The organism is Streptomyces capitiformicae (genome assembly GCF_002214185.1).
In the GTDB taxonomy this organism is placed as follows: Bacteria; Actinomycetota; Actinomycetes; order Streptomycetales; family Streptomycetaceae; genus Streptomyces; species Streptomyces capitiformicae.
The window spans coordinates 4047672-4070828 of sequence record NZ_CP022161.1 but is presented as its reverse complement, the minus strand read 5'-3'; the positions used below and the strand labels follow the sequence as shown (position 1 = coordinate 4070828).

The 23157-nt window shown below is 71.1% G+C and carries 25 protein-coding genes and 1 pseudogene; 14 read left to right on the top strand and 12 right to left on the bottom strand.

Annotated features, from left to right (window positions below; all coding sequences use genetic code 11):
- Nucleotides 1-2: 2 nt before the first annotated feature.
- Nucleotides 3-215: a hypothetical protein gene (locus CES90_RS18125; protein ID WP_189785235.1), complete on the bottom strand. Its 213-nt coding sequence runs from the start codon at nucleotides 213-215 to the stop codon at nucleotides 3-5.
- Entirely contained in the window at nucleotides 212-451 is a 240-nt protein-coding gene (locus CES90_RS18120; RefSeq protein WP_229914068.1) for a hypothetical protein, read from the bottom strand. Before CES90_RS18120 ends, CES90_RS18125 begins: the two co-directional genes overlap by 4 nt.
- 114 nt (nucleotides 452-565) lie before the next feature.
- Here CES90_RS18120 and CES90_RS18115 point away from each other — a divergent pair, with 114 nt between their 5' ends.
- The 9 genes and pseudogenes from CES90_RS18115 to CES90_RS18075 all read left to right on the top strand — a co-directional run bounded on the left by CES90_RS18115 (nucleotide 566) and on the right by CES90_RS18075 (nucleotide 6892).
- The gene (locus CES90_RS18115; protein WP_189785233.1) at nucleotides 566-1405 is read left to right on the top strand and encodes a helix-turn-helix domain-containing protein; all 840 of its coding nucleotides are present in this window, start codon (nucleotides 566-568) and stop codon (nucleotides 1403-1405) included.
- A complete protein-coding gene (locus CES90_RS18110) occupies nucleotides 1389-1676 on the top strand; it encodes a DUF397 domain-containing protein (protein ID WP_189785232.1) in 288 nt (95 codons plus the stop codon). The genes CES90_RS18115 and CES90_RS18110 overlap by 17 nt, the downstream gene beginning before the upstream one ends.
- A 66-nt stretch (nucleotides 1677-1742) precedes the next feature.
- Nucleotides 1743-2267 carry a DinB family protein gene (locus CES90_RS18105; protein WP_189785231.1) on the top strand — a complete coding sequence of 175 codons (525 nt, stop codon included), beginning with the start codon at nucleotides 1743-1745 and terminating at the stop codon, nucleotides 2265-2267.
- Between the two features lie 298 nt (nucleotides 2268-2565).
- Entirely contained in the window at nucleotides 2566-3396 is an 831-nt protein-coding gene (locus CES90_RS18100; RefSeq protein WP_189785354.1) for a hypothetical protein, read from the top strand.
- A pseudogene (locus CES90_RS18095) lies at nucleotides 3393-4079 on the top strand (Uma2 family endonuclease); the annotation flags it as partial. The gene CES90_RS18100 and the pseudogene CES90_RS18095, both read left to right, overlap by 4 nt.
- Before the next feature lie 546 nt (nucleotides 4080-4625).
- Nucleotides 4626-5102 carry a roadblock/LC7 domain-containing protein gene (locus CES90_RS18090; protein ID WP_189781234.1) on the top strand — a complete coding sequence of 159 codons (477 nt, stop codon included), beginning with the start codon at nucleotides 4626-4628 and terminating at the stop codon, nucleotides 5100-5102.
- Between the two features lie 49 nt (nucleotides 5103-5151).
- Nucleotides 5152-5589 carry a DUF742 domain-containing protein gene (locus tag CES90_RS18085; RefSeq protein WP_189781233.1) on the top strand — a complete coding sequence of 146 codons (438 nt, stop codon included), beginning with the start codon at nucleotides 5152-5154 and terminating at the stop codon, nucleotides 5587-5589.
- Complete coding sequence (locus CES90_RS18080) at nucleotides 5537-6151, top strand: GTP-binding protein (protein WP_189781232.1); 615 nt, start codon at nucleotides 5537-5539, stop codon at nucleotides 6149-6151. The genes CES90_RS18085 and CES90_RS18080 overlap by 53 nt, the downstream gene beginning before the upstream one ends.
- A gap of 105 nt (nucleotides 6152-6256) precedes the next feature.
- Nucleotides 6257-6892 (top strand): LysE family translocator, encoded by a 636-nt coding sequence (locus CES90_RS18075; RefSeq protein WP_189781231.1) that lies wholly within the window; start codon nucleotides 6257-6259, stop codon nucleotides 6890-6892.
- 202 nt (nucleotides 6893-7094) lie between these two features.
- Here the strand turns inward: CES90_RS18075 and CES90_RS18070 are convergent, their stop codons facing one another.
- From CES90_RS18070 to CES90_RS49665, 5 genes are all read right to left on the bottom strand, one after another.
- Nucleotides 7095-8210: a hypothetical protein gene (locus CES90_RS18070; protein ID WP_189781230.1), complete on the bottom strand. Its 1116-nt coding sequence runs from the start codon at nucleotides 8208-8210 to the stop codon at nucleotides 7095-7097.
- A complete protein-coding gene (locus CES90_RS18065) occupies nucleotides 8207-9397 on the bottom strand; it encodes a hypothetical protein (RefSeq protein ID WP_189781229.1) in 1191 nt (396 codons plus the stop codon). The genes CES90_RS18070 and CES90_RS18065 overlap by 4 nt, the downstream gene beginning before the upstream one ends.
- Nucleotides 9398-9418: 21 nt before the next feature.
- Complete coding sequence (locus CES90_RS18060) at nucleotides 9419-10480, bottom strand: glycosyltransferase family 2 protein (protein ID WP_189781228.1); 1062 nt, start codon at nucleotides 10478-10480, stop codon at nucleotides 9419-9421.
- Nucleotides 10477-11673, bottom strand: a complete 1197-nt coding sequence (locus CES90_RS18055; RefSeq protein WP_189781227.1) for a glycosyltransferase — start codon at nucleotides 11671-11673, stop codon at nucleotides 10477-10479. The genes CES90_RS18060 and CES90_RS18055 overlap by 4 nt, the downstream gene beginning before the upstream one ends.
- 87 nt (nucleotides 11674-11760) lie before the next feature.
- Nucleotides 11761-12483 (bottom strand): LuxR C-terminal-related transcriptional regulator, encoded by a 723-nt coding sequence (locus CES90_RS49665; protein ID WP_229913628.1) that lies wholly within the window; start codon nucleotides 12481-12483, stop codon nucleotides 11761-11763.
- 225 nt (nucleotides 12484-12708) lie between these two features.
- On the opposite strand from CES90_RS49665, the gene CES90_RS18045 reads away from it, so the two are divergent.
- From CES90_RS18045 to CES90_RS18030, 4 genes are read left to right on the top strand one after another with little or no spacing between them, the layout of a single operon-like run.
- A complete protein-coding gene (locus tag CES90_RS18045) occupies nucleotides 12709-14256 on the top strand; it encodes a tryptophan halogenase family protein (RefSeq protein WP_189781226.1) in 1548 nt (515 codons plus the stop codon).
- Nucleotides 14256-15560: a cation:proton antiporter gene (locus CES90_RS18040; RefSeq protein ID WP_229913627.1), complete on the top strand. Its 1305-nt coding sequence runs from the start codon at nucleotides 14256-14258 to the stop codon at nucleotides 15558-15560. Before CES90_RS18045 ends, CES90_RS18040 begins: the two co-directional genes overlap by 1 nt.
- A complete protein-coding gene (locus CES90_RS18035; protein ID WP_189781225.1) occupies nucleotides 15547-16125 on the top strand; it encodes a flavin reductase family protein in 579 nt (192 codons plus the stop codon). The genes CES90_RS18040 and CES90_RS18035 overlap by 14 nt, the downstream gene beginning before the upstream one ends.
- 1 nt (nucleotide 16126) lies before the next feature.
- Nucleotides 16127-16621 carry an aminoacyl-tRNA deacylase gene (locus tag CES90_RS18030; RefSeq protein WP_189781224.1) on the top strand — a complete coding sequence of 165 codons (495 nt, stop codon included), beginning with the start codon at nucleotides 16127-16129 and terminating at the stop codon, nucleotides 16619-16621.
- Between the two features lie 90 nt (nucleotides 16622-16711).
- On the opposite strand, the gene CES90_RS18025 is transcribed toward CES90_RS18030, so the two are convergent.
- Genes CES90_RS18025 through CES90_RS18005 form a run of 5 tightly spaced genes read right to left on the bottom strand, consistent with a single transcriptional unit; the run spans nucleotide 16712 to nucleotide 22532 of the window.
- Nucleotides 16712-17899, bottom strand: a complete 1188-nt coding sequence (locus CES90_RS18025; RefSeq protein WP_189781223.1) for an NAD(P)/FAD-dependent oxidoreductase — start codon at nucleotides 17897-17899, stop codon at nucleotides 16712-16714.
- The gene (locus CES90_RS18020; RefSeq protein ID WP_189781222.1) at nucleotides 17889-18830 is read right to left on the bottom strand and encodes an L-tyrosine 3-hydroxylase; all 942 of its coding nucleotides are present in this window, start codon (nucleotides 18828-18830) and stop codon (nucleotides 17889-17891) included. Before CES90_RS18020 ends, CES90_RS18025 begins: the two co-directional genes overlap by 11 nt.
- Complete coding sequence (locus CES90_RS18015; RefSeq protein WP_189781221.1) at nucleotides 18827-19339, bottom strand: VOC family protein; 513 nt, start codon at nucleotides 19337-19339, stop codon at nucleotides 18827-18829. Before CES90_RS18015 ends, CES90_RS18020 begins: the two co-directional genes overlap by 4 nt.
- A 10-nt stretch (nucleotides 19340-19349) precedes the next feature.
- Nucleotides 19350-21155, bottom strand: a complete 1806-nt coding sequence (locus CES90_RS18010) for a gamma-glutamyltransferase family protein (protein ID WP_189781220.1) — start codon at nucleotides 21153-21155, stop codon at nucleotides 19350-19352.
- A gap of 9 nt (nucleotides 21156-21164) precedes the next feature.
- Nucleotides 21165-22532 carry a TrpB-like pyridoxal phosphate-dependent enzyme gene (locus CES90_RS18005; RefSeq protein ID WP_189781219.1) on the bottom strand — a complete coding sequence of 456 codons (1368 nt, stop codon included), beginning with the start codon at nucleotides 22530-22532 and terminating at the stop codon, nucleotides 21165-21167.
- A gap of 187 nt (nucleotides 22533-22719) precedes the next feature.
- On the opposite strand from CES90_RS18005, the gene CES90_RS49660 reads away from it, so the two are divergent.
- Entirely contained in the window at nucleotides 22720-23097 is a 378-nt protein-coding gene (locus tag CES90_RS49660; protein WP_229913626.1) for a nuclear transport factor 2 family protein, read from the top strand.
- Nucleotides 23098-23157 lie beyond the last annotated feature (60 nt).

Below are 23157 nucleotides of genomic sequence, written 5' to 3'. Positions count from 1 at the left end.
GCTCAACAGGGCAGCCGCCCCGCCTCGTTGACCTGCCGCACCCGCTCCCGCAGCACCTCCCCCGTCGCCGCCTCGCGCACCGACTCGGGCGGACAGTCCCACTCGCGCCCGCCCCCGACGGGCCGCAGCTGCACGTAACCGCCCTCCCGCCCCATCACCTCACCGAGCCGTCCGCTGCGTACGTCCACGGCGTACGACCGCAGCCGCCCGGTCACGTCTCCGCCACCTTGCGCAGTACGTCGGCGAGCCGCGACGCGACCTGGATGTTGCACCGGCCCAAGTCCACGAGTGCGTCCGGGAGTTCGCTGGCCCCGGTCAACGGGTCGACCCGCAACGACGGCAGGATGATCCCCACCCCGCGCAACGCCTGATCGAGCCGCTCCACGACCTCCTCGGTCGACCCGAGCCGCCCACCGACCCGCCGCGCGTTCGCTGCCGCTCTGTTCTTCACGTCCACTTCCTCCACGCTGAGTTTCCAGTTCGCCACACAGAGTGGCCGAGACCTGTCTAGCCTGGCCAGATACGACGCCCCAACATCAAGGCTGCTGGACAGGGAGTTGTGGCCATGCCAGGACCGAAGGATCTCGACCCGTCGTCATCACCACGCGCGATGCTGGGAGCGGAGCTGCGCCATGCCAGAGAGAGGGCGGGCCTCAGTCAAGAGGAACTGGGGCAACGGCTGTTCGTGAGTGGTTCGTTCGTCGGCCAGTTGGAAGCGGCGACGAGGCGGATGACGCCGGAGATCGCCCGACTGCTCGACGAAGTCCTGGACACGGACGGGTTCTTCTTGCGGAACTGCAAGGTGGCGGCCAAGTCCAAGTATCCGGGGCACTTCGCGGAGGCAGCGGAGGCGGAAGCGGCCGCCCTGGAGCTCCGGCAATACTCCCCGATGCTGATTCCCGGGCTCCTGCAAACTCCCGCGTACGCACGGGCCGTCTTCCGCGCCTACCGCCCCACAGCGGCAGAGGAAGCGATCGACGCGTTGGTGGTGGCACGGATGGAGCGGGCCCACATCCTCGATGGTCCAACAAGTCCGTTGTTGTGGGCGGTGATTGACGAGGCAGCATTGCGTCGCGTGACAGGCGGGAAGGAGGTGATGGCCGAGGCACTACGCCACATCGCCACCCTGGTCCGTCAGAACGGAGCCATCGTGCAGGTGCTGCCGTTCGACGCGGGAGCCCACGCTTCGATGGAGGGTTCCATCAAGCTGATGGACTTCGAGGACGCCCCACCACTCGTCTACTACGAAGGGGTCGGCACCGGACGACTGGAGGATGACCCTGCCACCGTCCGACACGTGCGGCGCAACTACGAATTCCTCACGGCCTCCGCTCTCTCGCCGGAGAACTCCCTGGTTCTGCTCGATGCAATGGCGCAGGATTACGCGCATGAGGAGCATCTCTGAGTACGACCTGGACGCGGCCACCTGGTACAAGTCCAGCTACAGCGGCGGCAGCGGCGGAGACTGCCTGGAAGTCGCCCGCTGGCACAAGTCGAGCTACAGCGGCGGCGACGACGGCAACTGCCTCGAAGTCGCCGTCGCCCAAGGCCACCCCACCCACCTCCCCGTCCGCGACTCCAAGACCCCCCACGGCCCGAAGCTCGTGTTCCGGGCGGAGGCGTGGTCGGCGTTCGTCGAAGACCTGAAGCACCCGAGGCAAGCGGACAGGATCTGACCTAATCGACTCCTAACGTGGGTCTCGACCGACGGACCGGAACCAAAATCCACGGAGGCCGAGACCATGAGCCAGACCATGAACGACACCGAGCGCGCCGACCTGCTTGAGACCCTGGCCAACCAGCGCCACTTCCTCCGCTTCACCACCCGCGACCTCACCGACGAGGAGGTCGGGCGCCGGACCACCGCCAGCGAACTCTGCCTGGGCGGCCTGATCAAGCATGTCACGTCGGTGGAGCGGAGCTGGGCCGGCTTCATCCAGGACGGTCCCTCCGCGATGCCCGACTTCATGGCCATGACCGAGGCCGACTACGCCAAGCGCGCCGACGAGTTCCGGATGCTGCCCGGCGAAACGCTGGCCGGTGTGCTGGCGGCCTACGACGAGGTGGCCGCCCGGACCGACGAACTGATCGCCGCCCTGCCCGATCTGAACGTCGCCCACCCGCTGCCCAAGGCCCCGTGGTTCGAAGGGGACGCGCACTGGTCGGCCCGAAGGGTGCTGATGCACATCGTCGGCGAGACCGCCCAGCACGCCGGCCACGCCGACATCATCCGGGAGTCCCTGGACGGCGCCAAGAGCATGGGCTGATCCACCCCTTCAACCGCCCCGAAGCTCAAGCACCGAACTCCGAGCCCTCTTTTCAAGGAACGGGTGGAGGGCCTCAACCCACCCTCCCACCCGGCAAGTTGACGCGACGCGTTCGGTTTGCCACACACGGTGACGCTCGTCTAACGTGCCCGCATAACGAACAGCCCCCGCCAGGTGCTACCAACACCTGCGGGGGCTTGACCTACGAGATCGAGAGAGATTCGATCCCATGGCTGACGCCAAGCTTAGTGCTGCCTTCCTGCCCGCGCACGCGACCCCGCTCGACTCCGGCCACCCCATGGCCAAGCCGGGCTACGGCAAACGCGCCGCCCCCGACGAACTCCCCCGCACGGCCCACGACTTCGCCCACCTCCCGCCCCGCGAAGCCGCCATCGCCGCATACATCGACCGCCTCCCCAACGGCGCCGACATCAGCGTAAAAACGCTGGCCAAGAACCTCATGTACGGCCAATGCGCCCTCCGCACTGCCCTCAACAACCTCCAACAGGCGGGCCACTTGCGCCGGGGGCGCGAAAAGCTGACCGCCGACTCGGGCGGCTCGCAATGGATCACCCGAACGTGGTTCACCCGTACCGCGCGGGACGACGACTGGTGGGCGAGTTTCACGCGGGGCGACGCACCGCAAGAGCCGCACAAGCCCCCGCCCACCCGCTCCCGAGCCCACATCCTCCTGGCCGCCCTCGGCCGTACGGCCCCGGCGCTCTCCCTCTCCCAGGCCGACTGCGCGACCCTGGCCCCGCTCCTGACGCCGTGGTTCGAGCGAGGCGCGACGGACGAGTACGTACGCCAGGCCCTCACCAGCGGCCTCCCCACCCCGGTCCACAGCCCGGCAGCCCTGCTCCGCACCCGCCTGCGCGACAAGCTCCCGCCGGAACCGGAAGCCGCTCCCGCACGCCCACCCCTCCGCATCCTCGAATGCGCGGACTGCGGTGTCCCGGGCCCTCCGGAAGTCCTCCCCGGCGGCTTCTGCCGCGCCTGCCGAGGCGAACGCGCACCCGTTCACACCCGCACGCCCCTCCCGGCCGCCGCAGTCCACCACCGCGCGGCCGAAATCCGTGCGGCGATGTACCAGCAACGACAAGAGCACCAGGAAAGGGCACCCGTATGACCGCTCCTACGGTCCGACGACACCACGCCGGGGCACGATGGGAGGAAGGAGGCGACACCATGACCCCTGATACCGCTGAGCACCCGCAGATGTCCGTCGAGGACTTCGAGGAACTCGTCCGCAGGGCCCCCAGGGAGCTGCGGAACCGGCTGGAGTTCCTCGGCGGGAGGCTGTGCGTCCGGCACGGCCCGCTCGACGTCGACGAATTCGAGGAGCTGGCCGCTGTGGCTCCCGAAACCGTGCGGCTTGAGTACATCAACGGAAAAGTAGAGGTCAAGGCAGTGCCGGACGGCAACCACCGGGAGATCTTCGTCTGGCTGCAGGAACAGTGCATGCAGCATCGCTCCGACCTCCGCCTCTACGGCGAGTCCGGCGTCAAGACCGAGGCCTACCGCAAGGGTCGCGCCCGCACCGACGGAGCCGTCGCACGCAAGGGCCATTTCAAAGGCCACGGCGAGTGGTCCGCGTCCAACGGCATCCTGATGGTCGTCGAGATCACTTCGCACGACCGCGACACCCATCAGCGAGACCGCATCGACAAGCCCATCGGCTATGCGGCGGTTGACATCCCCGTCTACCTGCTCATCGACCGCGCCAACAACACTGTCGTCGTGTACAGCGAACCCCAGGAAGGCCGCTATCAGCAGACTGCGTCCTTCCCCTGGGGCACCCCCGTCGTACTCCCCTCATTACCTTTTTGGTGGCCCCGCAATGGGGCGCCCGGCCTTCGGAGTTGGTATGACTTTCTCCCCCTGTCGATCGCATGTCTTCGGCCGCCGCTTCCGGTGAACCGGGGGCCGCTTCCGGTGAACCGGGGGCTGTTTCCGGGGGATCGGTTGCCGCCCCCGGTGAACCGGCTGCCGCTTCCGGTGAACCGGGGGCTGCTTCCGGCGGATCGGGCGCCGCCTTCGGTGAATCGAGGGCTGCTTCCGGCGGATCGGCCATCGCCTTTGGTGAACCGGGCGCCGCCTTCGGGGAACCGGGCGTCGCGCAGGCCGCTCGGCCGCTGCGGCGGCGAGTGCGGGGAGCGACGCTCGCCAGGACCGCTTCACCGGCCGACCGGAGGCCCTCGGCCGTACGGCAGCCCGCCGACGCCGAGGCCGTCCGCTCGGAACTCGACGAGTTCGAAGCCGCCGTACGCCGCGCGGAGCAGGACAGCGCCTACGCCCCGACCGGGCCGGCGGCAACGCACCAAACGCACCACCAGAAAACCCAGAAGGAGCCCGGCAGTGACCACGTCGACAGCTGACAGCTTTTCCGAGCGGCCGGAACCGACCGACCTGCGAGCCGCCGCGGCCGACTTCACCTGGCTGCTCGACCGGTTCGCCACGGAGACCGCGGGTGTGGTCGACGCCATCGCGGTGTCGTCCGACGGCCTGCTGATCGCCGTCTCCCGGCTGCGCGACCACGCCGACTCCGAGCGGCTCGCCGCGATCGTGTCCGGCCTGACGAGTCTCGCCGCGGGCGCCTCCGGCAACTACGGTCTCGGCGGCCTCAACAAGGTCATCATCGATCTGGAGGGCGGCCATGTGCTGGTCTCGGCCATCGGCTGTGGTGCTGTCCTCGGAGTGGTGGCCTCCAAGGACGCGAAGCTGGGCAACATCGCCTACGAGATGACCCTCTTCGCCAACCGGGCCGGGGCCGCGCTCACTCCTCAGCTGGTGCTGGAGTTGAAGAACAATGTCGGCGCGGCGCCGACCGGCTGACCCTGCCTCGGCCGGGGCACGGGTACAGGCACTTCGGGAAGGGATCGTGATGGGCGTCGTCGGACCACCACACGAGCCGGCGGGGGACGCCGGGGGCTCGCCGGAGCCGGTCGGCCGCGCCTCCGCGATCCGGCCGTTCCTGTTGACCACCGGCCGGGTGTCGGGAGACGGTATCGCGCCGATCCCGGTCGAGACCCAGGTCGTGTCGACGTCGGCCGGGCTCTCCGCCCTTCACACGCTCGCCTTCGAGCACCACGACATCGTCGCGGCCTGCCGGCGGCCGCAGTCGGTGGCGGAACTCGCCGCCGGGCTGCGACTGCACCTCAACGTGGTTCGCGTGCTGGCCGAGGACCTGCGCGCCGCCGGGCATCTGGCGGTCCACCGGCCGAACGCCAGGACCGCCCAGGATCTCTCCGTACTGCGAAGGGTTATCGATGGTCTCCGTGCCGTCCCCGACTCACGGGGCACACTCCGTGACACCAGCTGAACAGCCCCCGACGCCGGTCAAGCTGGTCATCGCCGGCGGCTTCGGAGTGGGCAAGACCACGGCCGTGGGCTCGATATCCGAGATACGACCGCTGACCACGGAGGCCGCGATCACCGAGGTCGCGGCAGGAGTGGACGATCTCTCGCACACACCGGGCAAGATCACCACCACGGTCGCCATGGACTTCGGCTGCATCACCATCGATCCGACACTGAAGCTGTACCTGTTCGGCACCCCGGGTCAGGACCGGTTCGGCTTCATGTGGGACGACCTGGTGGAGGGCGCCCTCGGCGGTCTCGTGATCGTGGACACCCGCCGGCTGGACGACTGTTACGCGGCGGTGGACTACTTCGAGCACAAGGACGTCCCCTTCGCGGTCGCCGTCAACGCGTTCGACGGGGAGGTCGAGCACGACCTCGACGAGGTGCGGTGGGCACTGGACGTCGCCGAGCACGTACCGCTGATCGTCTTCGACGCGCGGAAGATGGGCTCGGTCCGCGACGCGCTGCTGGTCGTACTGGGAGTCGCCCTGTCCCGCGCCGAGGCCGCCGCGGCGCTCTGATGGGCGCACCTAACGCCGAGCGGCCAGGAGTGGTGCCTTCGCGTCGAGCCGCCGGGTTCGCCGAAACGGCGGGGGAGTGGAGGGCGTCGTGCGTATGCTGTGGAGGTGATCGGATTAGAGCGTCTCGCTGTCTTTCTGACCGTTGTGACCGTGCTGATCGCTGTGCCCGGGCCGAGTGTCCTGTTCGTGGTGAGCCGGGGGGTGGCGCTGGGCCGACGTGCCGCCGTGTCCACGGCGGTGGGCAACGAGGCGGGACTCCTCGTCCAGGTGGTCCTCGTGGCGTTGGGGCTCGGGGAGGTGCTCGCCCGCTCCTACCTGGTGTTCTCGATCCTGAAGTTCGCCGGTGCCCTTTATCTCGTCTACCTCGGTGTTCAGGCCTGGCGGCACCGCAAGCTGCTGATGGTGGAGGAGCGGACCGTGTCGGAGGCGGGACGTCCGGGGCGGGTCTTCCGGGAGGGCTTCATCGTCGGGGTGAGCAATCCCAAGGGGCTGCTGATCTTCGGTGCGGTGTTGCCGCAGTTCGTCGACCCATCGGCGGGGAACGCGCAGGTGCAGCTGTTGCTGCTGGGCATGATCTGTGTCCTGATCGCGCTGATCTCCGACGCGACCTGGGGCCTCCTCGCCGGGACTGCCCGCAACTGGCTCGCCAGGTCGCCGCGCCGGCTGTCGTGGATCGGTGGGGCGTCCGGTGTCGTGATGGTCGGACTGGGGGTCCGGCTCGCCTTCAGCGGACGGGAATGAGCCGGACGGGCAGACAGGGCATGACCCGGCGGGGATGAGGCAGACAGGGCATGACCCGGCGGGGATGAGGCAGACAGGGCATGACCCGGCGGGGATGAGGCAGACAGGGCATGACCCGGCGGGGATGAGGCAGACAGGGCATGACCCGGCGGGGATGAGGCGGGCCGGGGCAGGACCCGCTCTCGCCGGTGTGGACGTGGTGTCAGGCGCCCAGGACTCCGTCGGCCAGATAGTGGGCGGCGTTGCGGTCGATGATGCGACTGCCGGGGGTGTCGGCGGCGGCCAGCCAGTTCGTCCAGGACTCCAGCAGCCGGGCGCGGGCCAGAGCCGTACCGTCCGCGCCTGCCAGGTGGGCGAGGGCGCGGGTCGAGCCGGAGACCGTGTAGCCGTACAGGGTGAGGCGGTCAAGTCGTTTGACCAGGGTGTCGGGGTCGGCCAGGAGGGCGTCGAGTAACTGCCCGACGTCCTCGGCAGGTCGGGGCGGGGACGCCTGGCCGGGCGGTGTGACGAGGTCGTCCAGCGAGGTGCGGAAGAGCCGGTCGAGGAGTTCGCGGTGCTGGATGTGGCGGACGAGGTCGAGGGTGACGTGGAAGTTCTCCAGGGGCTTCGTCACCGAGACCTGGGTGCCCTGGAAGACGTCGAGCAACGCCCAGAGGGTCATCTCGGGGAGGTTGCCGGGGAGGATCTTCTGCCCGCTGTCGCGGTGCTCGGGCGGCAGATACACGTACGCCGTGCTGGTCTCGCTGTTCTGGGAGAACGAGTAGACGCGGGTCGAGCCGTCGACCGAGGCGATGCCCGAGCGGGTGTGCTCGACCTCGCGGGGAAGCCGGCCGAGGGTGACGATGCCGTGCGCGCCGGTCGTGGCGACGGCCGCGGCGGTGTCCCGGATGAGCGCGTACGTGGCCGGGACGTCGATGCCGCCCGTGTCGGCGCGGATGCCCCAGGAGCCGTCGGGGTTGAGGGCGAGAGAGAACGGGTCGACGGTGCAGCGGGTGCCGGGCGGGGTCTCCCGGACCAGCAGGGCCGTGGCGGCGGTCTGCCGGTCGAGGCGGCCTTGTAGGGGACCGGGCCGGGAGTCGCTGATCCGGACCACGAACTCCTCGATGCCGAGCCGGCGGCCCTCCCGTATGCGTTCCACAGCGGCCGCGCGGCCGTGGCTGTACCAGCCGGGTAACGCGTCGACCGCGGCCCGTGCCTCGTCGGGGAGGGCCAGATCGACGTCCACGGGCTGGACGAGGCGGTCGGGGGTGATCCGGTGGAGGGGTTCGTCGGAGATGCGGCGGCGGGCGTCGGGGGAGAGCCGGTGGGGTGGAGTCATCGTGTTCCTCCTGCGGGGCGAGGGGTGAGAGTGAGGGCGGGGGTGGAGCGGGCGTGGAGCAGTACGGCTGCCGCCGTCGCGCAGAACGCGGCCGCGATCCAGAACAGGCCGGGGCGGTAGCCGGGGACGGCGAGCGGGGTGAGGATGCCGATCAGGGACCCGAGTTGCATCAGCGCGGCGAAGAGCCCGGCACCGGCCGGCAGACCGCCCGCCAGGAGCCGGCCGAGGAGCAGGGGACCGAGTGCTTGCAGCGCGGCGGTGAACGGGGCGTACAGCAACTGCGACAGCAGCAGCGAACCGAGGGAGGCGAAGGCCGCGCTCACGGTGAAGGACAGGACACCGACCACGGCGGCCGCGCCGAGCAGCAGGGGCGCGGGGCGGTGCTCGCCGAGCCGCCCGAGCAGGGGCAGGACGAGGAGTTCGACCGCCGCGGTGGCCAGGAACAACACGCTGATCAGCCGTTCGTCCCGACCGGAGGCGACCACGAACAGCGGCAAGTACACCAGCCGTATGCTGTCGGCGGCCTTGAGCAGGACGATCGCGGCCACCCCGGCGACCAGGAGAAGACCGGGTGTCGCGGGAGGCGGCGGTTCGGTTTCGCCCTTGACGGGGGACGGCCGGGAGGCGACGGCTGCCGAGCGGGCGCCGGCGGCGGCCAGGGCGGCGGCCGCGAGCAGCAGGGGGATCGCCGCGTGCACCGGCGTCCAGTGGGGCCAACGGGTGGTCAGCGAGGCGGAGACGCCGAATCCGGCGACCCCCGCCAGATATCCGGCGACCGCGATCCAGCGGGTACCCGCCGCGAGTACCGAGTCGGACAGGGCGGCGGTCCCCGGTGCCGTCTGGATCTGGCGGATGATCAGCGGCATGGTCACCGCCGCCGCCATCGACAGCGCCCCGCCCAGGCACACCAGCGGCAGCGACCGGCCGCCGACCAGACCGACGCCGACCGCGCCGACCAGGAGCGCCACGACCAGCAGCGGGCGCGCGCGCCGCAGAGACGCGGGACGCGAGGCCGTGAGCGCCAGCGCGAACGCGGTCACCGAATCGACGACGAAGAAGACGGCGATCCCGCCCTTGGAGAACCCGGCCGCCTCCAGGGCGACCGGGTAGCCAACGCTGATCAGACCGGTCATGGCGGACCCGAACAGCAGACAGAGGCCGTACGGCGAGCGAAGCAGACGACTCATGCGACTCATCCGACTCCGTGGTCAGGGGATCACGGTGTGGTACTCGATGTGGGTGAGGGCGTCCCGCTGGATCTCCAGGGCCAGGCCGGAGTCGCGTAGACCGTCGACGATCCGGAGCGGTTCGCCGGCCGGCAGCAGCCGTCGTACGTGATCGGCGTCGGCCGGGGAGAGGACGGTCAGGGTACGGACGGGCGGCTCGGGAGCGGGGAGGGAGTCGATGCGGCGGAGTTCGTCGTCGAAGCGGCGGAAGGAGTCCAGCCACTCCTGGCCGGGGGACGAACGTTCCCCGGTCGGATAGTTGTCGATGAGCGCCACCGCCTGGGCGTGCGGCTTGGGATGCCGGGAGAGGAACGTACGGCGGTTGGCCTCCCACTCGGCGACCCGGGCGGCGTCGGTGCGGACGACGTGCTGGAAGTCCCAGCTCCACCCGTGCGGATTGTGGACGGTGGGTACGCCGGCCGCCCAGGCCCGGTAGCCGAAGTCGTGGTCCTCGAAGCCCCAGCCAGTGAACTCGTCGCTGTAGCCGCCCAGTTCGTCGTACACGGCCGCCGGGACGGAGAGATTGCAGCTGAAGGGCAGGTACCAGGCGGCGGCGATGCGGCGGTAGTTCTCGGAGTACTCGGCCGTGACACGGGTGCGTACCTCCGGTCTCCACAGCGGTGAGTCCGGGGTCGTGCGGTGCCGTCGGTGGCCCACGACCACGGCGGCCGGGAACGCGCGCTGCCAGCGCAGATGCTCGGCGACCCAATGGGCGGGCGCTTCCTGGTCGGCGTCGAGGAAGGCCAGATACCGGCCCCGGGCCCGGGCCGCCCCCGCCGATCTGGCCGCCGACCGGTTGCCTGTGCCGTCCCGGCGTACGACGACCAGCGGTACGTCGTCGGCCGCGGCGGCGAGGCCGGGCGCCACGGGGGCGGCGGATCCGTCGTCCACGACGACGACCTCGTACGGCGCGTCGGTGTCCTGCCGCCCGCGGCCGAGGGACGCGACGAGTCGGCGTACGGCGGTCGGGTCGTCGCGGACGATGACGACGACGGACAGCTCCGGAACCTCGGCGGGCTCGGCCGGCTCAGCGGGCTCGGTCACCGGGCCCTCCGATCCAGCGCGGCCAGGGCGGCGAGGTCCAGGGCGTGGCCGGCCAGGGCGGTGGCGCCGTCGCGGGCGCCGAGGACGGTGGCGACGTCACGGGCCCGGTCGGCGAGGAGGCGGTCGGAGAGCAGGCGTTGCGCGGTGGGCAGGAAGGCGTCGGCCACGGCGTCGGCCGGGAGGATCTCGCCGGTGCCGAGGGTGACCGCCCGTGAGGCGTTCCACTCCTGTTCCGCGTGGCCGGGAACGGCCAGCAGCGGGGTGCCCAGGCAGAGTGCCTCCATCGTGGAGGTGTGCCCGGCGTGGGTGACGACGAGGTCGGCCGCCCTGGTCCAGAGCATGCTGTCCTCGGTGTAGCCGAGGGCCAGGTCGGCGGTCTGGTCCGGGAGCCGGTCCAGCGGGATGTTGGGTCCGGTGACCAGGACCGTACGGGCGGGGACGCGGCCCAGGCGGGGGGCGACCTCGCAGAGCGTGGCGAAGCCCTGGGCCGTACCGCCGAGGCTGACGTACACCAGGGGGTCGTCGCCCTCGACGCCCAGCCGTTTGCGGGCCTCGGCGCGGGACGGCACACGGGCGGGCGACTCCTTGAGTACCGGGCCGACGTGCCGGATCTCGCTCAACGACCCGAGGGCCGCGCCGGATTCGGCGGAGTCGATGCCCGACAGCGGGTCGAAGCGCGACCAGTCCGGGATGTAGAGGACGTCACCGAGGATCCGTCGCGCGGCTTCCGCGGGCACCCCGAGTCTCTCCAACTCCGGTACGACATCCCGTACGACCTGGGGAAAGGGGAACGAGAAGAAGCCGGTGTTGACGATCCAGGCGGCCGGTACGCCCTCCAGCGCGGCCGACACGGCGCCCGTGACGCGGAAGTCGACGATCACCAGGTCGGGCCCGAACTCCCGGATCGCGGCCCGCTCCTCGGTCAGGGCCGTCGCCAGGTAGTCCGGGTCGGCGAGCCGGATCCGGCCGTCCGCCGGCGGAGGCGGCGGCTCTTCGTCCGCCCGCCGGGGCGGGAAGGGCGGTAACTCGCTCACCGCGAACGAGTCGAGGCCGCGCGCGGCCATGATGTGCCGGGCGGGCTCCGCCGTACCGACCAGCACCTCGGCGCCGGCGGCGGCGAGTTCGGCGCCCACCCGGGCGCACCGGACCACATGACCGAGGCCGTGGTAGAAGGTCAGAAGCAGGATGCGCATACGTCCCCTCGGGGTGTCGGACTGTCTGGCTGTCGGACCGCGTCGGGTATCGGGGCCGGTGCGGGGCAGGGGCGACATGGCTACCCGTCAACCCGCCCATTCGGCCCGGGTGATGCCCAGCTCGTACGCGACCGCGACCGCGCTGGCCCGGTTGCGCAGGCCGAGCTTGATCAGCAGGTTCTGTACGTGTGTCTTGACCGTACTCTCGCTGACCACCAGTTCTCCGGCGATCTCGGCGTTCTTCATGCCGCGTGCCAGGAGTTTGAGGACCTGTCGCTCGCGGAGCGTGAGCAGGTCGAGTGCCGTGTGGCGGACGGACTGCCTGCGGGACGGGGTGCGGTCGGGCTCCCCCTGGTCGGGTACGCCGATCCGGTAGCCCCCGGAGACGAGTCTGATCGCGGACACCAGGAACTGCGGTTCCTCCCAGGCCAGCACCACACCGCCGGCACCCAGCTTGTCGGCCTCGGCGTGGACGGGGTTGTTCGCGTCGTTGGTCAGCAGCAGCATCCGCGAGACCCCGGCACCGGAGTAGTGGGCAGCACGGTGCATCAGGTTCACGACGTCGATGGACCGGCAGGCGGTGTTGATGACAAGCACGTCCAACGAGGAGTCGAGTGTCGCTTCGAGCGCCGCGGGACTGTCGCGGGCGCTGCCGACCAGGGTCAGGTCGGGATATTCACGGAGTACATGGGCTAGTCCGGCGTGCACCAGGCTCGAGTCGTCGATGAGGAAGATGCGTAATGGTTCCGGCCTCTCGCCGTCGATCACGTCGCCCGATGTTGGATTCTGGTCGGATTGAGCCTCGGTCACGAGCCCCCCTGTGCCGCTTCTCGCGGCAGTGGACAGAATCGAACAACACTTCATCTTGTCTCACGGTCCCTGTCCGAAGCGCATGTTTTTTCGCCACATTTATCTGGCAAGTGCATAAGGGCGGAGCTGGTCACTTCGGCCTAGTCCGTTCGTCGTGGGGTCCTGCCGCGGTCGGTCCGATCTGCCGAAGACGCCGTCCGGCGAGCACACCTAGGGTCACGAGACATGACACAGAGCGTGGTGATCCTGGGCGGTGGAACGGCTGGGTGGATGACCGCCTCCTACCTGCGGGCGGCCTTCGCGGACAGCGTCGACGTCACCGTGGTGGAGTCCCGGCGGATCGGCACCATCGGGGTGGGGGAGGCCACCTTCAGCACGGTCCGCCACTTCTTCGACTATCTCGGTCTCAGCGAGGCCGACTGGATGCCGGAGTGCAACGGCACCTACAAACTGGCGGTGCGCCTGGAGAACTGGCGCGCGCCCGGCACGCACTTCTACCACCCGTTCGAACGGATGCGGGTCGTCGACGGGGTGCCGCTCACCGACTGGTGGCAGAAGGTCGGCGAGAGCGACTGCTTCGACCGGGACTGCTTCCTCATCCCCTGGCTCTGCGACGCGAAGGCGTCCCCCCGGTACCTGGACCACCGGCTCTTCGAGCAGGACTTCGACGAGGACCCCGACCGTCCGCTCTACCGGACCACGCTCGCCGAGCAGAACACCCAATTCCCCTACGCCTACCACTTCGACGCCTCCCTCCTCGCCGACTTCCTGTGCCGGTACGCCGTCGAGCGCGGCGTCCGCCGGATCGTCGACGACGTCGTGGACGTACGCCTCGACGAGCGGGGCTGGATCGAGCACCTGGTCACCCGTGAGCACGGCGACCTGACCGGCGACCTCTACGTCGACTGCTCCGGCTTCCGCAGCCGGCTCCTCGGCGACGCCCTGGACGAGCCGTTCATCTCCTTCCAGGACGCCCTCCCCAACGACCGCGCGGTGGCCCTGCGGGTCCCCGTCGACACCGCCGTGGAGGGCATCAGGCCGTGCACCACGGCCACCGCCCAGGACGCGGGATGGATCTGGACGATCCCGCTGTACGACCGCATCGGCACCGGATACGTCTACGCGGGCGACTACTGCGAGCCCGAGGAGGCCGAACGCGTCCTGCGCGACTTCGTCGGGCCCGCCGCCGCGGACCTGGAGGCCAACCACATCCGGATGCGGATCGGCCGCTCCCGCCGGGCCTGGGTCAACAACTGCGTGGGCATCGGACTCTCCGCCGGCTTCGTCGAACCGCTGCAGTCGACCGGGATCTTCCTCATCCAGCACGCGATCGAACAGCTCGTCAGGTACTTCCCCGGCACGGACCGCGACCCGGTGCTGCGCGACACGTACAACCTCAGCACGGCCCGGGCCATCGAGGGCGTCCGGGAGTTCCTGATCCTGCACTACCGGGGCGCCGCCCGCGTGGACAACGACTACTGGCGCGACGCGAAGAAGCGCGCGGTGCCCGACGACATGGCGATGCGCCTGGAGCAGTGGCAGAGCAAACTCCCCGACAACGACACCACCTACCCCTACTACCACGCCTTCGAGCCCTACAGCTATGTCTGCATGGCCCTCGGCCTCGGCGGCATCCCCCTGCGCCACCCGCCCGCGCTGGACCTCGTCGACCACCGCGCGGCACGCGCCGAGCTGGCCCGGGTCCGGGAACAGGCGCGAAAGCTGGTCGAGACCCTGCCCAGCCAGGTGGAGTACCTCTCGGGGCTGCGCTGATGGCGTATGCCCTCCACACCCTGGCGGTGCTGGCCGTGGTGCTCGTGGTGGCCTGGCCGGCCCGCCGGGCGGCGACGCTGGTACGCCAGCCCCCCGTCATCGGGGAGATCGCCCTCGGCGTGGTCGTCGTCCCCCTCCTGACGGCGGCGGCCGGCCCCGGCCTCGTCGCGACGCTGCTGCCGTCCGGGGTCACCGGCCATCTGCACACCGTCGGCCTGGCCGGTCTCGCGCTGTACCTGACCGGCGTCGGGCACAGCGCGAGACCGCGCCGCGACGAGATGGCGCCGCGCTCGTACGGACGGCTGCTGGCGGGCTCCCTGCTGCCCGGGCTGCTGGCCGGGGTACTGCTGGCCGTCTGGGTGGTGTGGCGGGACGCGCCGGGGGAGCGCGGTACGGCGCCCACCGCGGCGCTCGTACTGCTGCTCGCCGCCGCGTTCGCCGTCACGGCCGTGCCGGTGCTGGCGCGGATCCTCACCGACCGGGGCATCGCGGACACCACCGAGGGCCGGCTGTCCCTGCTCGTCGCCGTCTCCATCGACGCCCTGACCTGGCTGGTCCTGACCGCCGCGCTGGCCGCCGCCGCGGAGGGCGGCGGGCGGCTCGTCCGGGCCGTGGCCGTGATCGTCGGCGGTGCGGTGACCGCTGTCCTGCTGCGGCGACTGCTCCGCCGACCGACTGTCGGAAGGGTGTGCGCCCGGTGGCCGGCCGCCGCCGCCACCGTCCTGGGCGCGGTCGCGATCACCGCCGCCCTTGCCACCGAACGGGCCGGCCTCACCGCGATCTTCGGCGCGGTACTGATCGGCCTCGCCGTGCCTCGCGATGACCAAGAGGACGACGAGGGGGCGCGGAGCAGGGTTGTGTGGGGCGTGGAGCGGTGTGGGCTGTTGCTCGTGCCGGTGTTCTTCGTGACGGCCGGGCTTCAGGTGTCCACCGACGGGCCGGACGGCTTCTCCTTGGCGACCTTCGCCCTGGTGCTGGTGCTCGCCACCGCGGCCAAGCTGGGCGGCGGTTACGCCGGCGCTCGCGCCGCGGGGCTGCCCACCAGGACGGCGCTGCGCTTCGGCGTGCTGATGAACACCCGTGGCCTGACCGAGATCGCCGTTCTGCAGGCCGGGCTGTCGGCCGCGATCCTCTCTCCCGGGCTCTTCCTCGCCCTGCTGCTGATGGCACTGGTGACCACGGCCGCCACCGGCCCACTGCTGTCGTTCACGGAACACCGCCCCCGCCTCCTTCACCGCGGCAGCCCTGTCGCTGTGGTCCCGCCCCGCCCCGCGTCCGAGGAGCTGTCCCATGACGAGGCCTGAGACCGCCGTTCAGGAAACGGCCCTGGGCGAGGGCGACTTCAGGGCGCTGATGTCGCTGTTCCCGACCGGCGTCGCCGTGATCGGGGCGATGGACGGTGCCGGCCGGCCCTGGGGCATGACCTGCTCGTCCCTGTGCAGCGTCTCCCTCAGCCCGCCCGTGCTCCTGGTGTGCGTGCGCAGCGGCAGCCCCACACTGGCCGCGCTGGAGCGTACCGGGGCGTTCAGCGTCAACCTGCTGCACCACTCCGCCCGGGAGGTGGCGGAGCTGTTCGCCTCCGGTGACCCGGACCGGTTCCGGCGGACGGCCTGGCATCTGCCGGACGCGCTGGCGGCCGGGCCCCATCTGCGGGACGCCGCGCATGCCGTGGGCGACTGCCGGGTCGACGGCGTACGGCGGGTCGGCGACCACACCGTCGTATTCGGCCGGGTGATCCGGGTCAGCGTCGGCACCGGACCCGAACGGGCCCCGCTGCTGTACGGGTTGCGCCGGTACGCCGCGTGGCCGGTGAGCGGTAGCGTGGCGGAGCCCGGCCGGTCCCGGCCGGACCCGGCCGACGAGGAGTGAGATGTCCCAGCCGTCCCAGCCCGTGGAGCCCACCGGTGTCCTGTCGCCCGAGGAGGTGCTCCGCAAGTCCGGGGTGCCCTTCACGGTCCTCGACCACGTCCCGATCGTGGGACGGGACGACGCCGAGAACAAACTCGGCCTCTCCACCGAGCAGTTACTGAAGACCATGGTCTTCCGGACGGCCGACGGCGGCTTCGTACTGGCCGCCCTGCCCGTCACCGGACGCGTCAACTACGGCCGGCTGGCCCGGGCGGCGGGCGTGTCCCGCGCCAAACTCCGGCAGGCCGAACCCGACGAGCTTCGCCTGCTGGGCATGGAACCGGGCGGCGCGAGCCCCGTGTGCGACCTGCCGGACGTCGTGATCGTCTTCGACGCGTCGGTGACCCGTATGGGCACGGTGTACTGCGGCAGCGGACGCGCCGACCGGACCGTGGTGATCGAGGCCGCGCGGTTGATCGAGCTGGTGGGGCCGAAGATCGAGGAACTGTCCTCGTGAACCAAGCCGATTGCCTCTGAGGATTTCCCGTAAAGGGTGAGGCGGTGCGGGCCGGGTGTTCCGGCCCGCACCGCCTCCCGGCTGTTCGGCTCAGCCGTCCTCGGCGAACCGTTCCGGCGCGAACGGCTCGGCGGCCGTCGGGCGTCGGCCGGACATCAGGTACTCCGTCAGCAGCCGGGCGGTGCCGGGGGCCAGCGGCATGCCGTCGATGCCGAAGCCGGTGAGCAGCCACAGGCCCGGCGCACCGGGGGCCGGACCGACCATGGGCAGGCCGTCGGGGGACATCGGACGTACGCCCGACCAGGCGGCTCGTACCGGTGTCTTGGCCAGGACCGGGGCGTGCCGGGCGGCCGCCGCCGCGATACGTGCGACCGCCTCCTCGCCGTCCCGTACGTCGTCGGGTTGCAGCGCCGGACCGCTGCTGGAGCCGAGCACCACCTCCCCGCCCGGCAACGGCTGGAGGGAGAAGACCACTTGCGTGGCCGTGGGTGCGGGGGCGGCGACGTCGGCCAGCAGCGGTGGGCCGTTGCGCTTCAGGCCGACCGGGCCGTGCCAGGTGGACTGCATGAGGGTGTGGCGGAACACCGTGCCCGTGACGGGTGCGGTGCGCAGCAGCCAGCCACGGGCCCCGAAGACCGGCACATCGCTCCCGGCCTGCTGGGCCAGGCTCCGCGACCACGGTCCCGCCGCGAGCACGACCGCGCCCGCCATCAGCGGACCGTCGTCCGTGACCACACCGGTGACCCGGTCGCCGTCCGCCGTCAGGCCCCGCACCGGTGTGTGGGTGCGGATCTCGGCGCCCGCGCGGGCGGCCCGCCCGGCCAGGGCGGTGGCCGCCAGCACCGGGTGCAGGGCGTGCGCGCCCTCGACGGCCACCGCGCCCGCCAGGTCGGAAGCGAGACCGGGCTCCAGTTCCCGCAGTTCACGGGGGCCGACCTCATGGGCCGGGAAGCCGACCTCGGACAGGGCGTGACCGTGGCCGCGGGCCCGGTCCATGCCCTCCTCGTCCGCGGCGACCAGCAGATAGCCGTGCGGACGGAACCGGAAGGGCACCTCGCTCTCCCGCTCGGCCCGTTCGTAGTAGGCGACAGCCTCGGCGAACAGGCCGCCGCAGGCGGGCAGCGGGCTCGGCAGCAGACCGCCCTGGTTGCGGCCGGTCGCCCCGCCGGCCAGCGCGCCGCGCTCCAGGAGCAACACGCTCAGCCCCTGACCGGCCAGCCGCTCGGCGGCGGCACAGCCCGCTATGCCACCGCCGACCACGATCACGTCATGCGCCATGGGATCCGCTTCCTTCCAGGGAACGCCGTACGGAGTCGCGTGCGATGCAGGTGAGGAGCCGGGGGACGGTGCGCTCGATCTCCTCGACCCGTTCCGTCCGCAGCGACTCCGGTTTCTCGTCCCGGCTGGTGGTGGCCGCCGGGTACAGGCCGTTGGCCGCCAGGTCCTCCCGTACCACCCGTATCCGGCGCAGGAGTTGAGCGGCGACCTCCGTGGGCGAGCAGGGTGCGCGCAGGGTGAGGAAGTACGTGTCGAACAGGACCGCCCGGACATCGCGCGGCAGGGGGCGGCCGTGGCCCGCCGCCGACTGGAGCAGCGAGGGGGCGTCGGGCACCAGTTTCGTGGCGATGCCCTCGTGCACGGTCTCGTTGAGCGCGCACTCATCGAGCAGGACCTCGGCCCCGTCGGCCCAGGCGTCGGGGAGCCGCCCCCGCAGCAGCGCCCGTACGGGGCCGTAGTCGCGGGCCCAGGCGCCGCTGAACGCGGGGTGGTGCAGCGCCATGCCCGGCCGGATGATCCGGTGGTAGACGTCCCGGGTGCACGACGCCGTGTACAGGAGCATCGCCGAGTAGCCGCGCACCAGCCGTGCCGCCGCGGCCACCTCCCCCTCCGGCGCAGGGACGGCGGCCTCGGCGGCCCGCCGTCCCAGTTCCTGCCAGAGCATGAAGGTGAGCTGGTGGCCGGTGATCCAGCGGAACCAGAACAACTGCTCGTCGGAGTCCGCGGCCCCGAGAGCACCCGATGGCTCGTCACCCGCCTCCGGACCCGGGCCGAGGAGTTCCGCGTACCGCCGGGCCAGATGACCGTCGCCGCTGCTGTGCACCGGGTCGGGCGGCAGCACCAGGGGTTCGAGCCCGTAGGCGCGGCCGCCGAACTCGGCGACCCCGGCTTCCAGCAGACCGGTGGTCGAGTTGCCGTCCAGCGCGCTCACCGTCCCTCGGCCTCCGCCGGTATGTGGGTGAACTCGTACTCCAGACCATTGACGTCGTAGGCGTAGAAACTGCTCACCCCGTCGGCGTCCACGACGATCTCCGTCGGGGGTTCGGGACGGGCGAAGACATAGCGGCCGGAGGCGAACAGCAGGTGCCAGCGGTCCCGCCACCGCCGTAGCTCCTCCGCGGTCGCGGCGGTCATACAGACGTGCTGGAACTGGAGCGTGTCCGGATGCGGGCGGGCGTAGGCGGCCGAACGGGTGAACACATGGAACCGGGTGCCGGCCGCCACCACCTCGGTCAGCCGGGTGATGCCGGGCAGCCGTTCACGGGTCAGGCCGGAGAAGGTGTCGAGGGTCCAGGCGGCGGTGCCGTCGAAGAAGTCGGTGTACCACGCGACGCAGTTGTCGAGGTCGGCCGTTTCGACCGCCAGGTGGTGCAGTCCGGCCCGCGGGGCGCGGCCGGGCGGTGAGGTTTCGTCCACGGGGAGGGACACGGATTCGGTCATCCTTTCCGGTTCATCGGGCGATCGCGTACGCCTGTTCGCCACGCGGTGACGCGGCGGCGAGCAGCAGGCCGTCACCCGGTTCGACGCCCACGGCGCACACCTTGCCCAGCGACCGGTCCGGTACGGACACGAGCGCGTGGCCGCGGCGGGTCAGGTCGGCCGCGACCGCGTCGGAGCGGCCGCTCTCGATCCGTACGGCGAGCGGCCGGTGGGTGCGGGGCGTGAACGAGGACGGGACGTGCTCGGAGTGGAAGGCGAGGGTCTCGGTGGCGCGCTGCAGGTCGAGTCCGAAGTCGGTGTGCGCCAGGAAGAAGCCCAGCGTCCACTGGTCCTGCTGGTCCCCGCCCGGTGTGCCGAACGCCAGCCGGGCCCGGCCGTCCTGGAGGACGAGGGTGGGGCTCAGCGTCGTACGGGGCCGCTTGCCCGGTGCCAGGGAGTTGGGGTGCCCCTCCTCCAGCCAGGCCATCTGGCCCCGGGTGCCGAGCGGGAAGCCGAGCCCCGGCACCACCGGGGAACTCTTCAGCCAGCCGCCGCTCGGGGTGGCGGCCACCATGTTGCCGTGCCGGTCGGTGACCGTCAGACAGCAGGTGTCGCCGCGGGCCTCGGTCGCCGCCACGACCGGAGGGACGACGGTGGGCAGCCCGTCGTACAACTGCCCCTGCCAGTACGGTCCGTCGGGCGGCTCCGCCCGGTCCAACGGCGGGATCCACGGCGGCCGGCCCGCCGGGGCGCCGGGGCGCAGGGTGTCGGAGGCACGGGCGCCGACCAGTCGGCGGCGGTCGTCGGCGTAGTCGTCGGACAGCAGCGCCGACAGGGGTACGTCGGTGAAGTCCGGGTCGCCGTACCAGGCCTCCCGGTCCGCGTAGGCGAGCTTGGCGCACTCGATCACGGTGTGCAGATGATCGGCGCTGTCCAGGCCCATCGCCGCGAGGTCGAACCCCTCCAGCAGGGCGAGCTGCTGGAGGAAGACCGGGCCCTGCGACCACGGGCCCGGCTTGTGCACCTCCAGGCCCCGGTAGGCGCGGCTCACCGTGGCCTCCGTACGCGGCTCCCAGCGGGCCATGTCGTCGCCGGTGAGCAGGCCCCGGTGCCGCCGTCCGGTGGCGTCCAGTACGTCGGTGCCGCGCAGGTGGGCGTCGATGGCCTCGGCGACGAAACCGCCGTAGAACGCCTGGTGGGCGGCGCGCAGCTGCTGCTCACGGCCGGGTCCGGCGGCCTCCGCCTCCTTGAGGATCCGCCGGTAGGTCTCGGCCAGCGCCGGGTTGCGCAGCCGGGAGCGGGGGCGGGGCGGCGCGCCGTCCACCAGGTAGGTGCGGCCGGACTCCGTCCACTCGTCACGGAACAGCTCCGCGAGGACTGCGATGGCCTCGGCGGCCTTCGGCAGGACCGGGTAGCCGTCCGCCGCGTAGCCGACGGCGTACTTCAGGACCTGCCCGAGGCGCATCGTGCCGTGCTCCTCCAGCAGCCTCAGCCAGGCCCCGAACGCCCCCGGCACGGTGGCCGGGAGCAGCCCGGAGCCGGGGATCCGGGGCAGGCCGAGGGTCCGGAACGCCGCCGGTGTCGCCGCCCGCGGCATCGGCCCTTGCCCGCAGATCACTTGGGTCCGGCCCGAGGCGGCGTCGAAGAGGAGGATCGGTACGTCACCGCCGGGCCCGTTCAGGTGGGGTTCGACGACCTGCAGCACGAAGCCGGTCGCGGCGGCGGCGTCGAAGGCGTTGCCACCGGCCTCCAGGGTCGCCATGCCCGCCGCCGAGGCCAGCCAGTGCGTCGAGGCCACCGCGCCGAAGGTGCCCCGCAGTTCGGGACGCGTGGTCACCACCGCCCCTCAGGCCGAGGCGGCGGGGGACGGGAGGTCGCTCAGGCTCGCCGCGATCTGCTCGTCCGTGACCGTCGGGTTCTCCAGCGTCCCGGCCAGGAAGGAGTCGAACGCGGCCAGGTCGAAGTTGCCGTGCCCGGAGATGTTGAACAGCACGACCCGCTGTTCCCCGGCCTCACGGGCGGCCAGCGCCTCGACGAGCGCCGCCTTCAGCCCGTGCGACGACTCGGGGGCGATGACGAAGCCCTCGCTCCGTGCGAAGCGCACCGCGGCGTCGAAGACGTCGGTCTGCGGGAAGGCCCTGGCCTCCACCAGACCGTGCTCCTTCAGCAGGCACAGGCTGGGCGCGTCGCCGTGGTAGCGCAGCCCGCCGGCGTGGATGGAGCCGGGGATGAAGTCGTGGCCGAGGGTGTGCATGTACAGCGGCGGGGTCAGGCCGGTGGTGTCCGGGTAGTCGTAGGCCAGCTTGCCGCGGGTGAGGGTCGGGCAGGCCTCGGGTTCGGCGGCGACGAACCGGGTCCGGGGGCGTTCGCCGCTGAGCCGGTCCGCCAGGAACGGGTAGGCGAGTCCCGCGTAGTTGGAGCCGCCGCCGACGCAGCCGATCACCACGTCGGGGTACTCGCCCATGATCTCCATCTGCTTCTTCGCCTCCAGGCCGATCACGGTCTGGTGCAGCAGCACGTTGTTCATGATGGAGCCCAGCGCGAACCTGGTGTCGTCCCGGCTCAGCGCGTCCGCCACGGCCTCGCTGATGGCGATGCCGATGCTGCCGGGCGAGTCCGGGTTCTCGGCCAGGATCTTCCGCCCGGCCTCGGTCCGCTGCGTGGGCGAGGCGAACACCTGGGCGCCCCAGCTCTGCATCAGCGACTTGCGGTAGGGCTTCTGCTCGAACGACGCGCGGACCATGTAGACGTTCACTTCGAGCCCGAACAGCGCACCGGCGAACGACAGCGCCGAGCCCCACTGGCCCGCCCCGGTCTCCGTCGTCAGCCGGCGCACGCCCTCCTCGGCAGCGTAGTAGGCCTGGACGACGGCGGTGTTCGGTTTGTGCGAGCCCGAGGGGGACACACCCTCGAACTTGAAGTAGATGTGCGCCGGGGTGTCCAGCGCGCGCTCCAGCCGCTCCGCCCGCACCAGCGGGGAGGGCCGCCAGATCTTGTACACGTCCCGCACCCGCTCCGGGATCTCCACCCAGCGGTCCTGCGTGAACTCGTGCTCGATGACCTTCCGCGGGAGCAGGTCGACCAGATCCCCCGGCTGCAGCGGGGCCATCGTCACCGGGTTGAGCGGGCCGGGGAGGGGAGCGGGGAGATCGGGAATGATGTTGTACCAGCGGTCGGGCAGATCGGTCTCGGAAAGCAGGACTCGCTTCAGCACCGGTGATTCCCTTCGAGAGCCAGGACTTCGAGAGCCAGGACTTAGGACATTCCTGTTACGGGATCGTAGGAGTCGAGAAAGTCGGGCAGCCTCGCCTTTTCTGCTTGTTCGGCGGGATGGCACTCGGCAGATCGGACTAGGCCGAAAGGCGCACGACTCGCGCCCGGCGAAGGTGCAGACTGACGACGTGGATGTCATACGTGAAGCGGATGTCATACGTGAACTGGAGAGGCGCCGTTTCCGCGTCATCGTGGAACGGGACTTCGACGGTTTCGCCGAACTCGCTCATCCCGATCTCTCCTACACGCATTCCAGCGGCACTCTGGATACGCTCGATTCGTTTGTCGGGAAATGCGAGAGCGCCTATTTCGTGTACCACCGCATTGATCACGTCGTCGACAGTGTGACCGTGGTGGGTGACACCGCCGTGGTAATCGGCGAAATGCGCGTGAGTATGAGCGCGGGGGGAATACGGAGGCAATTGGACAATCGCTCGCTGGGGGTGTGGGCCCGCGCCGACGGCACATGGAAGCTCCTCGCCCACCAGGCCACCGCGAAGCGGTAGGGGAGCACCTGCCCCGCGGGTGGCACCCCTGAGTCCATGGCGCCCGGAGGTGAACCGGCC

Coding starts and splice junctions, on each gene's coding strand:
- CES90_RS18080 (WP_189781232.1), top strand. CDS start 5,537: ATGGTCTCCGTGCCGTCCCCGACTCACGGGGCACACTCCGTGACACCA.
- CES90_RS18115 (WP_189785233.1), top strand. CDS start 566: ATGCCAGGACCGAAGGATCTCGACCCGTCGTCATCACCACGCGCGATG.
- CES90_RS18015 (WP_189781221.1), bottom strand. CDS start 19,339: ATGACCGAATCCGTGTCCCTCCCCGTGGACGAAACCTCACCGCCCGGC.
- CES90_RS18100 (WP_189785354.1), top strand. CDS start 2,566: ATGGCCAAGCCGGGCTACGGCAAACGCGCCGCCCCCGACGAACTCCCC.
- CES90_RS18110 (WP_189785232.1), top strand. CDS start 1,389: ATGAGGAGCATCTCTGAGTACGACCTGGACGCGGCCACCTGGTACAAG.
- CES90_RS18105 (WP_189785231.1), top strand. CDS start 1,743: ATGAGCCAGACCATGAACGACACCGAGCGCGCCGACCTGCTTGAGACC.
- CES90_RS18055 (WP_189781227.1), bottom strand. CDS start 11,673: ATGCGCATCCTGCTTCTGACCTTCTACCACGGCCTCGGTCATGTGGTC.
- CES90_RS18045 (WP_189781226.1), top strand. CDS start 12,709: ATGACACAGAGCGTGGTGATCCTGGGCGGTGGAACGGCTGGGTGGATG.
- CES90_RS18030 (WP_189781224.1), top strand. CDS start 16,127: ATGTCCCAGCCGTCCCAGCCCGTGGAGCCCACCGGTGTCCTGTCGCCC.
- CES90_RS18065 (WP_189781229.1), bottom strand. CDS start 9,397: ATGAGTCGTCTGCTTCGCTCGCCGTACGGCCTCTGTCTGCTGTTCGGG.
- CES90_RS18085 (WP_189781233.1), top strand. CDS start 5,152: ATGGGCGTCGTCGGACCACCACACGAGCCGGCGGGGGACGCCGGGGGC.
- CES90_RS18040 (WP_229913627.1), top strand. CDS start 14,256: ATGGCGTATGCCCTCCACACCCTGGCGGTGCTGGCCGTGGTGCTCGTG.
- CES90_RS18025 (WP_189781223.1), bottom strand. CDS start 17,899: ATGGCGCATGACGTGATCGTGGTCGGCGGTGGCATAGCGGGCTGTGCC.
- CES90_RS18070 (WP_189781230.1), bottom strand. CDS start 8,210: ATGACTCCACCCCACCGGCTCTCCCCCGACGCCCGCCGCCGCATCTCC.
- CES90_RS18035 (WP_189781225.1), top strand. CDS start 15,547: ATGACGAGGCCTGAGACCGCCGTTCAGGAAACGGCCCTGGGCGAGGGC.